Source organism: Bacillus sp. K7, from assembly GCF_053903245.1.
The window spans coordinates 2,808,420-2,821,250 of sequence record NZ_CP096406.1; the positions used below are offsets into that span (position 1 = coordinate 2,808,420).

Here is a 12,831-nt window from a genome sequence, read left to right on the forward strand (position 1 = left end):
CAGTATGAAAAAGATTACATTTATCGGTGCAGGGAGCACTATTTTTGCCAAAAATGTCTTGGGAGACTGCTTGTTAACAGAAGCGCTGAATGGATTTGAATTCGCCCTTTACGACATTGATCCGAGACGCCTGCAGGAATCACAGCTCATGCTCGAAAATCTGAGAGACCGCTATAACCCAAGCGTGGCGATCAATAGCTACGATGACAGAAAACTCGCCTTGCAGAACGCAAGCTATGTCATCAATGCGATCCAGGTTGGAGGATATAAACCGAGCACAGTCATAGATTTCGATATTCCTAAACGATACGGGCTGCGACAGACAATCGCCGACACAGTCGGCATCGGCGGAATCTTCAGGTCACTCAGAACCATTCCGGTCTTATTTGATATCGCAAAAGATATGGAGGACATGTGCCCGGATGCGTGGTTTTTAAATTATACAAATCCAATGGCCTCACTTACAGGCGCTATGCTCCGCTATACGAATATCAAAACCATCGGGCTCTGCCACAGTGTTCAAGTGTGTACGAAGGATTTGTTCAAATCACTCGGAATGGAGCATGACGGAATCGAGGAGCGCATCGCAGGCATCAATCATATGGCTTGGCTTCTAGAGGTCAAAAAAGACGGCGCAGATCTCTACCCGGAAATCAAAAGGAGAGCGAAGGAAAAACAAAAAACAAAGCATCGTGATATGGTGCGGTTTGAATTGATGGATAAGTTCGGCTATTATGTGACGGAATCGTCCGAACACAACGCAGAGTACCATCCATACTTTATTAAGCGGAACTATCCCGAGCTGATCAGCGAGCTGCAAATCCCGCTCGACGAATATCCGAGAAGGTGCGTCAAACAGATTCAACATTGGGAGAAAATGCGGGATGATATCGTCAATAATAAAAACCTTACGCACGAACGCTCAAAGGAATATGGTTCAAGAATAATAGAAGCAATGGAAACGAACGAGCCGTTCACTTTCGGAGGAAACGTTTTGAATACGGGACTCATCACCAATCTTTCTTCCAAAGCGGTTGTGGAAGTGACATGCGTCGCCGACAGAAAAAAAATCACCCCATGCTTCGCCGGAGAACTGCCTGAGCAGCTTGCAGCCTTAAACCGGACGAATATTAATACACAGCTGATGACAATTGAAGCCGCTGTCACACGTAAAAAAGAAGCGGTTTACCAAGCCGCAATGCTTGATCCGCATACAAGCGCGGAGCTTTCCATGAATGACATCATCACCATGTGTGACGATTTATTCGCGGCACACGGCGATTGGATTCCGAAATATAAATAAAAAACTAGGGGACCGTTCTCCCCTAGTTTTTTGGTTTTGTTTCGCCTTCCCAGGCCATCATGCCGCCTTCAACGTTGACGGTTTTAAAGCCCTGCTCATCCAAGTACCTGCAGACATTCATGCTGCGCATTCCTGAGCGGCAGATAAACACGTACTCTTTGTCTTTATCTAGGGTGTCCATTTTTTCAGGAATATCCCCCATGCGAATATGAACGGCTTGCGGGATCATGCCTTCCGCCACCTCTTCATCTTCTCTGACATCAATCAAATATAATTCTTCGTCCGCCTCAATTTTTTCTTTTAAAGCGGCTGTGCTGATTTCTTTTATTTCCAAAGAAAACACTCCTATTCACAATGGTCATGTTCAGTATAGCAAAGTCAGCCGGGCGATTGCTATTTAGAGACTGATGAAAAAACCCCTTTTGGCAAAGGGGATTTTTTCTCAGGCTTAGTTTGCCACAATATTGACTAGCTTGCCAGGCACCGCGATGATTTTTCGAACCGTTTTGCCTTCAAGCTGCTCTTGGACCTTTTCATCTGCTTGAGCAAGCTGTTCCAGCTGTTCTTTCGTCGCATCGGCAGGAACCTGTAATTTCGCTTTTACTTTTCCGTTCAGCTGAACAACGATTTCAACTTCATCATCCACAAGTTTTGTTTCATCATATACAGGCCAAGCTTCGTACGCAATCGTACCGGAATGGCCAAGCTTCTCCCAAAGCTCTTCCGCTAAGTGAGGCGCGATTGGCGAAAGAAGCTTTACGAAGCCTTCCATATATTCTTTTGGCAGCGCTGACGCTTTATAGGCTTCGTTAATAAAGACCATCAGCTGGGAAATACCCGTATTGAAACGAAGGCCTTCGTAATGATCTGTAACTTTCATGACCGTTTCATGATATACGCGCTCTAATGTTTCACCTGCGCCTTCAACGATCTTGCCATTAAGCTCACCGCTTTCTTCAACAAACAGGCGCCATACACGATCAAGGAAGCGGCGCGCGCCGTCTAATCCTGATTCAGACCAGGCGATTGAAGCATCAAGCGGTCCCATGAACATTTCGTACAATCTTAGTGTATCAGCGCCGTGAGAAGCAACGATTTCGTCAGGATTGACAACGTTCCCTTTAGATTTACTCATTTTTTCGTTGTTTTCGCCGAGAATCATTCCTTGGTTGTACAGCTTTTGGAACGGTTCTTTCGTCGGCACTACACCGATATCATAAAGGAACTTATGCCAGAAGCGGGCATACAGAAGGTGAAGCACGGCATGCTCTGCACCGCCTATATACATATCAACCGGAAGCCATTTTTCCAATTTCTCTGGTGATGCCAGCTGATCCGGGTTGTGCGGATCAATATAGCGCAAGAAATACCAGCAGCTTCCCGCCCATTGCGGCATTGTGTTCGTTTCTCTTCTACCTTTTTTTCCTGTCTCAGGGTCTGTGACTTCCACCCACTCTTTTATGTTCGCAAGCGGTGATTCGCCTGTTCCACTCGGTTTGATTTCATCCGTCTTCGGCAAAATCAGCGGCAGCTCCTCTTCCGGCACAGCCGTTGATGTTCCGTCTTCCCAATGAATGACCGGAATCGGCTCGCCCCAATAACGCTGGCGGCTGAAGAGCCAGTCGCGCAGACGGTACGTCACTTTCTTCTCGCCGTTTTTCGTTTCTTCCAGCCAAGCGATTATTTTTTCAATCGCTTCCTGCTTGTTAAGGCCGTTCAGAAAATCAGAGTTCACATGCTCGCCGTCGCCAGTGTACGCTGCTTCCTCAACATTTCCGCCTTTCACAACTTCCTTCACTGGAAGGCCGAACGTTTTGGCGAATTCAAAATCACGCTCATCGTGCCCAGGAACTGCCATAACAGCACCTGTTCCGTAAGACGCAAGAACGTAATCGGCAATCCAGACCGGCAATTTTTCTCCGTTTACAGGATTGATCGCATAAGCTCCCGTGAAAACGCCTGTCTTTGTTTTCGCAAGATCAGTTCTCTCCAAATCACTTTTTGATTGAATGTCTTTGACATATGCTTCGACAGCTTCTTTTTGATCAGCCGTTGTGATGGTTTCCACCAACGCGTGTTCCGGGGCAAGCACAGTGTATGTAGCACCAAACAGCGTATCTGGTCTAGTCGTAAACACCGTAAAGGACTCATCATGTCCATCTACAGCAAAATGAACGTGCGCGCCTTCTGAACGGCCGATCCAGTTGCGCTGCATATCTTTGATGCTTTCCGGCCAATCAAGCTCTTCCAAGTCTTCAAGAAGCCTGTCCGCATAAGCGGTAATTTTCAGCATCCACTGCTTCATCGGGCGTCTCTCTACCGGGTGGCCTCCCCGCTCGCTCTTGCCGTCAATGACTTCTTCGTTGGCAAGAACCGTACCGAGGGCAGGACACCAGTTAACAGGCACTTCGTCAACGTAAGCAAGGCCTTTTTCGTACAGCTTTAAGAAAATCCATTGTGTCCATTTATAGTATTCAGGATCAGTCGTATTGATTTCACGATCCCAGTCATATGAGAAACCAAGCGACTGAATTTGGCGGCGGAAATTATCGATATTCTGCTTCGTAAATACAGCGGGATCGTTCCCTGTGTCGAGCGCGTACTGTTCAGCCGGCAAGCCGAATGCGTCCCAGCCCATTGGATGAAGGACATCATAGCCCTGCATGCGCTTCAGACGAGACAGGATATCCGTGGCTGTATAACCTTCAGGATGGCCGACGTGCAAACCCGCTCCAGACGGATAAGGAAACATGTCCAGCGCGTAAAATTTTTGTTTTTCATTATGATCAAGAGTGGCAAATGTTTTGTTTTCAAGCCAGTATGTCTGCCATTTCTTTTCTATCTCTTTGTGCTGAAAACTCAAAGTAAAAACCTCCTTCTGATTGAATACGGCGTTTATGGTTCAAGTATTGACGGGAAGGAGAGAATTATATTCAGAATATTCCCAAACTAAAAAAAACTCCCTCATCCCTAAAAGGGACGAGAGACTTTCGTTTTCCCGCGGTACCACCCTCGTTAGCGCGGCATGCGCCGCACTCACTTGATACTTTTAACGCAGTTATGCGTCAGCGGCTTTTCACCGCTGCAACTCTGAGGTGAGTTCGGAAACAAATTTGATTGACTTTCACCAGCCGTCAACTCTCTGCAACAATATCTGCTTCTTACTGCTCCTCTTCATTGTTCTTATCGCAACCGTAATCTTAACTGTATTTTATAGAATTCTGTTCATAAGTGCAAGCAGGTTTGTATACAATGGGAATGTACCCTGAACGGGCGAAGATTGAGGACAATTATTCGGGTGGAGTTTTGGTTTGACGTTTGGACTCGGCCGATTCGCCGCCGCTGTTCAGTTCTCTCACAAAGTCAAAACTTCTGAGAACAGCTTCACCGCCGTAGCCTGAGATAATGGATAAGATGACAAGTTGAATTCCTGAATCGGGGTCAGCGGATAATACAAGTAAAATGGAAGCCGTCATTCCGATAAACCAATCTTCCAAAAATCCAAGATAGATAAACCGCTTCGTCATTCTGGGCTTCTCCAGCCTGCCTCTCTTTTTCACATGACCGAGAATCCCCATGATTCCTCCAATTACACAAGCAATGAGTACCTGATGCAGCATCTTCATCATCACCTTCCTAAAGCCCTTATTTCGTAAAGCGACTTCAGGCCATCCAGCCCCCTTAAACGATTCCGATGATTTTCGATATCTACATACTGGCAAATCTGAAAAAAGCTTGTTTCTTCCATTATATGTGAACACATGATCGGTAAGCTTGATGCATTAGATTCATTTTTCACCCAGTGACATTGACCTAGTCACTCATTTAGCTACTTCCGTTCATATGTTCAATTTCTGTTCTTATTTTTAGTGTATACGAGGACAAGCCTTAATGACAAACAACAAACTGCGCTTGCTTGAATCAGAACATGTGTTGTGCTACGGTTACTGTAGAATTCATTAAAAAAAGGGGAATATCAGGCTTTTGCACAGTTAGCTGGCAGCCTAAGGGGGAATTATATGGCTAGTTTTCAATCATTTGGAATACAAGGACAGCTGGAAGTCATCAAAAAAGCGCTTGATCACGCGCGAGTCGGTGTGGTCATTACAGATCCCGCACTTGAAGATAATCCGATTGTCTACGTAAACCAAGGCTTTGTTCAAATGACCGGCTATGAGGCCGAGGAGATTTTAGGAAAGAACTGCCGCTTCTTACAGGGGAAACATACCGACCCCGCTGAAGTAAAAAACATTAAAACCGCTTTACAAAATAAAGAGCCGGTTACCGTCCAAATCCAAAACTATAAAAAAGACGGGACGATGTTCTGGAATGAATTGAATATTGACCCGCTAGAGATTGAAGGCAAGACCTATTTTGTCGGCATTCAAAAAGACATCACCCGGCAAAAAGAGTATGAGAAGCTTCTCGAGGATTCCCTCACAGAAATCACTGCACTTTCAACGCCTATTGTCCCGATTCGCAACGGCATTTCAGCTCTTCCGCTAGTCGGCAACTTGACGGAGGAACGATTTAATTCTATCGTTTACACATTGACGAATATCTTATCAACATCCAAAGATGATTATTTGATCATTGATTTATCAGGGCTGGCCCAAGTAAATGAACAAACCGCCGATCAGATTTTCAAGCTGAGCCATTTGCTGAAATTGACCGGAACCGAATTAATCATTACAGGCATTAAACCCGAATTGGCCATGAAGATGAATAAACTGGATGCCAATTTTTCATCACTGCAAACATACTCAAATGTAAAGGATGCCGTTAGCGTGCTTCCGATTATGTAAAAAGATCCCGCTCATCCAGCGGGATCTTTTATTATGAAGAGACTGATGCTTGCTTATTTGTTTCTTTAGCCGATTTTATTCGTTTGTCATACAAAAGCGTGGTGGCAATACTGATCAACAGCAAAACCAAAAGAGATAACACAAGAGCTTGAATGCCGAAGTGATCGACAAGCAAACCGCCGAACAACGGACCAATCATTCTGCCGCCTGTCGCCGCGCTGTTGACAAAGCCTTGATAAAATCCTTCCTTCCCTTTAGGGGCAAGCTGGTTGGCAATCGTCGGCACCGCAGGCCAGACAAGCATTTCCCCGATGGTCAGGATCACCATTGCCGCCAGAAACATCGGGAAGTGTTTTGCCGTCAGCAGCATACTGAAGGATACAATAAAAATGATAAATCCGATGACCATTTGCGTTTTCAGCGACTCCGCCCATTTTTTCACCACAAAGCTGACAAGCGGCTGGCCAAACACAATTAACATTCCGTTAACCGTCCACAGCACACTGTATAAGGAAAGAGAAATTCCAATGCTTTGCGTATACGAAGCAATGGTGGTTGACCACTGAGAATAAGCCAGCCATCCGAGTACATAGCCGCTGCTTAATATGATGAGCGCCGCAAATTTCGCTTTGCTGTTCACAGCATCATAATCAAGCACAGACGTTTGGGACGCATCCTTCGTCTGAATGTTTCGAAATCCGAAATATACGATAAAGAAAAAGGCCAGATACAATGCAGCATTCGCCAAAAATACATATGAAAACGAGAAAGAAGCCACGACACCGCCAAGCGCTGAGCCGACAGCCACACCCGCGTTTTGCGCGACATAAATCGCATTAAACGCCTTTCTTCCCCCTTCAGGCCACACCGATCCAGCCATTGCGTAACTGGCCGGAAAAACAACACCGGAACCAAAACCCACAATCGTCAGCAGCACAATATAAGCCGGCCACTCATGAAAAAAGACAAGGCCAAGCAGGCTTGCTAACGTAATCGCAATTCCAAGCATAATCGATTTAAAGCCGCCGATTTTATCAAACAAAAAACCGCCGCTTAAATTCCCAGCCACACTGGCGCCTGAATTCAGCATCAAAACAAGCCCGGCTACTGTTAATGACTTTCCTAAATGATTATGGATATAAATCGTATTAAGCGGCCATAAAAAAGAAGCACCCGTCACATTAATAAACATTCCAATGACTAAAATTTTAAGAGCACGCGGCATACTCATCCCCCTTTCTCGCCTAAAAAAGCTCATGAAAAAAACGAAACCTAAAACGGCTCCGTACAAATCGAGTGATCATAGCACATTTATTCTATCTGTCTATCTCATTTTTTTCAACTGATGAGCGTGAAAAAATCTAACAAATATGGTTTGAAAAATGTACAATAAATAGAAAAAGGGGGAATATGATGGAAGTGGCTTTAGTGTTATTAGGATTTCTTGCATGTCTCATTGCACTTGGCTATGGATTGTATCATCTCATCGGATATGTGCTGAAAAAGGATCAACGTTTCTTAAAGAAACTCTTTTGGCCGCTTTTGATTGGAGGCCTGGCGCTGATCTTCACCGGAGCAGCATTGACAGAACCTGACGCTGCCGCAGCAAAAGCCGAGAAAAAATATTCAGCGCTCAACACCGAGTATCAAAGCCTTACGAAAGAGCATAAAGCACTTGAGAAAAAATATGAAGAAGCAAGCTCTGAAGCAAAGACATTGAAGGACCACAAAAAAGACCAAGACAAACTCCAGCAGCTTGAAAAAGAAAATAGTGAACGAAAAGAGAATCAAAAAACATTAAAAGCAGAGATAAAAGAGCTTCAAGAAAATCAAAAACAGCTCAAAGAAGATACAAAAACGGTAAAAGCTGAAAATGAAACACTGCGGCAAGATAAAACACAGCTTGAAAAGCAATTAAAAGAGGCCAAAAGCCATACTGCAAGTTCACAAGAAACCGCTGGAAGTTCTTCCGGCAATACAAAGAATGAAACCAAAACACCTGACACAGCAGAAGGCTGCAATATAAAAGGAAGCAAAAGCGGCATCTATCACACACCGGGCAGTACATACTATGACCGGACAACTGACCCGGCTGAAATGTTTTGCTCAGTGGAAGAAGCTGAAGCTGCCGGTTACAGGCCGCCAAAACGATAACGAAAAGCTCCAGAACCTCTGGAGCTTTTCCTGTTTCACAACGACGATTTAATCACTTTCTTATAATAAAGAACGGACAGAAAACCAAAAATGGAGTAGAGCGCGGTGTATAACACCATCACCAGAATCATCGGCGCCCACACCTCTGATCCGAATAAGAACCAGCCGGATTGGACGGCAAAGTAGCTGTGGAAGAGGCCGACAACAAGCGGAATGCCGAAGTTGTACATTTGTTTGATGCGTATCCCCTTCATCAGATCACCTTGCGTAAACCCGAGTTTTCTCAAAATCGTATAATTTGGTTTTTCATCTTCACTCTCACCCATTTGTTTAAAATAAAGGATACAGCCAGATGTAATCAGAAACGTTAATCCTAAGAAGCCAACGATGAACATCACGATACCAAATAGTGATTTTTGTGCGATGCTTGCATCCAGCCTTGATAAATGCTGGTCTTTTTTGTTCACCTTTTGAAATAGCTCATTCGCTTTTTCCAGCTGGTCTTCATGCTTGACATTGATGGCAATACATTCAGATTGCGCCAGCTGAATACGGGGGTCTTTATTTTTGTTCAGATATTGAAACAGGCTGTCATCCACTATGACAGCGGGCAATCCCCCGCTTGTAAACGGAAAGGAGAGAAGAAATTCTTTCCTTAACCCTTTGTATTGTAGAGATGTCGTCTTATGCTTGCTTTTCACTTTCATGCTGCCTGAATCTTTTAATACCATGATTTTTTGCAGAAGATCGTTATATCCGGATAAAAAGGCTTCCCCTTCTGGCACATCGACCTGTTCCACCTCTTTGTCACTCACAACCGCAAGCTGCATGTTATGGGGATCACCCTGCATTTCCTTCGGGTCTCCATCCATAATATTTGCAATGTCCACATTCGCTTGCAGGAAAGGGGTTTCTTTCTTCACATATGAAATGTTGCGTTCATTCAAACTGCTTTCAAATGTTTTGGCATCTTTCTCATTCATGAATGAAAAATCAGCGGCCACATTTTGTTCAGCGGTCTTTTCAGCTGAGTAATACGAAATATAAGCAAGTGAGAGCAGCCCAATGGCAAGCGCTGAAACGGTCGTAATAATGGTCAATAGCAGCGCGTTTGATTTCATTCTGAACATGATCGATGACAGTGACAGAACTTCAGAGATACGTAAGTAGCCGCCCTTGCTTTTTCGGATGATATTCGAGATAAAGGTCACCGAGCCTTTATAGAAGAGAAACGTTCCGACAATGACGGCCCCCAGAATAAAGCTCATCGCGCCGAACAGTTCATTCATGGTCTTAAATTTACCGCCAAACAGCTCAGAAGACACATAGTATCCCGTCAAAATCAGCACGATGCCTAAAGCGCCGATCAGCATCTGGAAAAATGATATTCTCTTCACTTGATCTTCAGTCGAAGAGGTCACTTTAAACAAAGATAAAATACTTTGTTTTTTGATAAACGTATAATTCATGATCATAATCAAAAGATAAATGCCGCAGAACACAATGATCGTTTGGATCAAGGCTTGCCCGGAAAAATGGAGTTTCGCATCAGCTTTGACATCGACAATTTTAAACAGAATCATCAGGACTAGCTTTGATATCGAAAATCCGGCCAATACCCCGATCGCTAAGGAACCGAAATACAGCATGATATTTTCCGCACTTAAGAGACGAAAGATTTTATGTTTGGTCATTCCAATTAATTGAAACAGCCCGATTTCTTTACTCCGTCTCTTAATAAAAATCGTATTGGCATATAAAATGAAAATCGCCACCACGAACACAAGCAAAATCGAAGCGGTTTTAATGGCCGCGGCTCCCTTGATGGAAGCCTTTACTTCATTAATCGCAGGGTCATACTGGAGTGTGACAAAGGCGAAATAAAGCGCCACGCTAAAGATCAGCGCAAACACATACAAATAGTAATTACGGAGATTCTTTTTCAAATTTCTTAGGATGAGCTGATTAATGTTCATGCTGCACCCCGCCTAACACGCCTTGCGTTTTCATGATGTCCTGGAAAAACGCTTGTCTGTCTTGGCCTCCTTTATTTAACTGTGTATACATTTGCCCGTCCTTCATAAAAATCACTCTTCCGCAGTAGCTGGCGGCGACAGGATCATGGGTGACCATGATAATCGTAGCGTTGCGTTTCTGATTGAGCTGGCTTAGCTTATTTAATAGATCAGAGGCTGATTTTGAATCAAGCGCGCCCGTCGGCTCATCTGCGAAAATAATGCTCGGTTCATGAATAAACGCTCTCGCGGCAGATGTGCGCTGCTTCTGGCCGCCGGAAATTTCATTTGGGTACTTATCACGGAGTTCATAAATACCCAGCTCTTTCGCCACCTCTTCGAACTTGCGAACGGCTTCGCTTTTTGGCATTTTTGTAATCGACAATGGCAGGAGGATATTCTCTTTTACTGTCAACGTATCCAGCAGATTGTAATCTTGAAAGATAAAGCCTAAATGCTGTTTTCTGAATTCAGCCAGCTGCTTTTCCTTCATTGACGTCATCTCATTTCCGTTAATATCAATGGTCCCGTCACTGACCTGATCAATGGAGGACAGAACATTGAGCAAGGTGGTTTTCCCAGAACCTGACGCCCCCATAATACTGACAAATTCACCTTTTTGGATATGAATATCAATGCCTTTGAGCACTTCTTGTTTATTCAGCTTGTTTCCATAGCTTTTTCGAATTTTATTCGCTTGTAAGATCATCATTCCTATAATCTCCTTTATATTGGATACTCTCATTATAAAAAGGATTGCCGGGCATTTCCTTCGATACGGCGAACAAAAAAGAAAAGCATGTGACATTTTCGTCACACGCCTATGACTCGTTCAAATTGATTCCGTTTGGGGAAAGTTAATGTAAAAACCGTTCCCGCACCGGACTCCGAACGCACATCAATATGGATCATTAACGGGGCCGCGGCTTTTTTCGCCAAGTACAGCCCCATGCCAGTGGACCCTTGATCATGGTGGTCCGTTGTGGATGTAAATCCTTTATCAAAAATGCGGGGCACATCTTTGAGATCAATGCCCCTGCCAAAGTCCTTCACTTCAAGCTGCGTCCGTTCCCCTTTTTGAACGCTTTTGATTTCAATGTCGGAGGCTTCGCTGTATTTCACTGCGTTTGTCAGCAGCTGCCTAATGATAAACGCCAGCCATTTTGCGTCGCTCAGCACTTCCTCAGCCTCCAGCTGAATGTCAAAGCCGACCCCTTTTTGGATACACCACGACTGTAAATCTTTGATTTCCTTAAAAATGATGGGCTGAAGCTGAATGCATTCTACAGACAGATCATTTTCAATAAATGACATGCGCTTTTGATGAAGCTGCTGGTCAAGAAGCAGGTGAATACGCAGCCATTCATATGACAGCTGGGATTTCAAATCATGGTCTTCCATTCTATCGATGAGTAAATGCATCGCTGTCAATGGAGTTTTGACCTCGTGAATCCATGCCATCAACTCATCTTTTTCATTTTCTAATGCCAAGCGATGCCGGGCAGCGGTTTGTTTCAAATGCTCCGTTTGTCCGGTAATGCTTCGTTCAACCACTGATTCAAACGGCGTTTCTGGTTCATTTATCGCCGTCACATCAAGATTGTTCTCCCACGTCTTCAAGCTTTTATAAAACGCCGTCTCTTTCCGATAGCGGAACCAAAGGAAGATGATAAAAAACAAGACACACAAATATACTATATAAAGAACATTTTGAAATGAAATGGAGGAATCCACAAAAGCAACGAACAATATCAAAACCTGCTGGAATAAAAACGCGGCAATCCAGCTTCGCCTTTCAGTGAGGAATGCTTTAATCATAGAAATGATCCTCTTCTTTCGCCAGGTAGCCTTGGCCGACTTTCGTCTCGATATATGTGCCAAGCTGCAGGGCGTCCAGTTTTTTTCGCAGGCGATTGACATTGACGGTCAGCGTATTATCACTGACAAAACGCTCATCGTTCCACAAGCTTCTGATCAGCTCTTCCCGGCTGACAATCTTGTTTTTTTGTTCTATTAATTGTTTCAGAATGAACATTTCGTTTTTCGTCAGTTCAACAGAGCCTTTGTCATTGCTGACGAGGTTCTGCTCTGCGTCTACGGCAGCTCCGCACCATGTTTTGACCGCGCTTGGCTCCGTATTATAATGATACACGCGCCGAAAAATCGCTTGGATTTTCGCAATCAGCACGTCAAAATGAAACGGCTTTTGAATAAAGTCATCGGCTCCGAGCGACATCGACATCACCATATCAGCAGGATGGTCACGAGAGGATAGAAAGAGAATCGGAACATTTGACCGGGAGCGGATCAGCCGGCACCAATGAAACCCGTCAAATTTAGGCAGCTGGACGTCAATAATGACACAATCAGGCTTAACCGCCGCAAATTCCTGAAGGACTTGACCGAAATCCTGAACGCCGTATACATCATAGGACCATCCCGTTAAACGATCCTTCATTTCATGAAACAGCGATTCATCATCTTCAATCAGCAAAAGTTTAAACAATCGACTCACCGCACTTTTCCTTTTTTATCAAGTGTATAGCAAAACACC

General features: G+C 44.3%; 11 protein-coding genes and 1 other annotated feature. Of the genes, 3 read left to right on the top strand and 8 right to left on the bottom strand.

The features are described 5' to 3' along the window. Window positions 1-4: 4 nt before the first annotated feature. Window positions 5-1,303: an alpha-galactosidase MelA gene (gene melA, locus M1D98_RS14335; protein WP_456279670.1), complete on the top strand. Its 1,299-nt coding sequence runs from the start codon at window positions 5-7 to the stop codon at window positions 1,301-1,303. Between the two features lie 22 nt (window positions 1,304-1,325). Here melA and M1D98_RS14340 read toward each other — a convergent pair whose 3' ends face one another. From M1D98_RS14340 to M1D98_RS14350, 3 genes are all read right to left on the bottom strand, one after another. Beyond that, entirely contained in the window at window positions 1,326-1,637 is a 312-nt protein-coding gene (locus M1D98_RS14340; RefSeq protein WP_003237998.1) for a rhodanese-like domain-containing protein, read from the bottom strand. Between the two features lie 114 nt (window positions 1,638-1,751). Then, a complete protein-coding gene (leuS, locus tag M1D98_RS14345) occupies window positions 1,752-4,166 on the bottom strand; it encodes a leucine--tRNA ligase (RefSeq protein WP_435577143.1) in 2,415 nt (804 codons plus the stop codon). 109 nt (window positions 4,167-4,275) lie between these two features. Next, window positions 4,276-4,490: a binding site (T-box leader), on the bottom strand. Window positions 4,491-4,593: 103 nt separating this feature from the next. Next, window positions 4,594-4,929 (bottom strand): DUF4257 domain-containing protein, encoded by a 336-nt coding sequence (locus M1D98_RS14350; protein WP_026014487.1) that lies wholly within the window; start codon window positions 4,927-4,929, stop codon window positions 4,594-4,596. 393 nt (window positions 4,930-5,322) lie between these two features. On the opposite strand from M1D98_RS14350, the gene M1D98_RS14355 reads away from it, so the two are divergent. Next, window positions 5,323-6,108 carry a blue-light photoreceptor gene (locus tag M1D98_RS14355; RefSeq protein ID WP_435577144.1) on the top strand — a complete coding sequence of 262 codons (786 nt, stop codon included), beginning with the start codon at window positions 5,323-5,325 and terminating at the stop codon, window positions 6,106-6,108. Between the two features lie 31 nt (window positions 6,109-6,139). On the opposite strand, the gene M1D98_RS14360 is transcribed toward M1D98_RS14355, so the two are convergent. Further along, window positions 6,140-7,333 carry an MDR family MFS transporter gene (locus M1D98_RS14360; RefSeq protein WP_121643118.1) on the bottom strand — a complete coding sequence of 398 codons (1,194 nt, stop codon included), beginning with the start codon at window positions 7,331-7,333 and terminating at the stop codon, window positions 6,140-6,142. A 188-nt stretch (window positions 7,334-7,521) separates the two neighbouring features. On the opposite strand from M1D98_RS14360, the gene M1D98_RS14365 reads away from it, so the two are divergent. Further along, window positions 7,522-8,262, top strand: a complete 741-nt coding sequence (locus tag M1D98_RS14365) for a sunset domain-containing protein (RefSeq protein WP_121643119.1) — start codon at window positions 7,522-7,524, stop codon at window positions 8,260-8,262. 35 nt (window positions 8,263-8,297) lie between these two features. On the opposite strand, the gene M1D98_RS14370 is transcribed toward M1D98_RS14365, so the two are convergent. The 4 genes from M1D98_RS14370 to bceR all read right to left on the bottom strand — a co-directional run bounded on the left by M1D98_RS14370 (window position 8,298) and on the right by bceR (window position 12,783). Continuing rightward, the gene (locus M1D98_RS14370) at window positions 8,298-10,238 is read right to left on the bottom strand and encodes an ABC transporter permease (RefSeq protein ID WP_268559660.1); all 1,941 of its coding nucleotides are present in this window, start codon (window positions 10,236-10,238) and stop codon (window positions 8,298-8,300) included. Beyond that, a complete protein-coding gene (gene bceA, locus M1D98_RS14375) occupies window positions 10,228-10,989 on the bottom strand; it encodes a bacitracin ABC transporter ATP-binding protein BceA (RefSeq protein ID WP_010329532.1) in 762 nt (253 codons plus the stop codon). Before bceA ends, M1D98_RS14370 begins: the two co-directional genes overlap by 11 nt. A gap of 101 nt (window positions 10,990-11,090) precedes the next feature. Continuing rightward, window positions 11,091-12,095, bottom strand: a complete 1,005-nt coding sequence (locus M1D98_RS14380; protein ID WP_268538826.1) for a HAMP domain-containing histidine kinase — start codon at window positions 12,093-12,095, stop codon at window positions 11,091-11,093. Next, window positions 12,088-12,783 (bottom strand): two-component response regulator BceR, encoded by a 696-nt coding sequence (gene bceR, locus M1D98_RS14385; RefSeq protein ID WP_010329530.1) that lies wholly within the window; start codon window positions 12,781-12,783, stop codon window positions 12,088-12,090. The genes M1D98_RS14380 and bceR overlap by 8 nt, the downstream gene beginning before the upstream one ends. Window positions 12,784-12,831 lie beyond the last annotated feature (48 nt).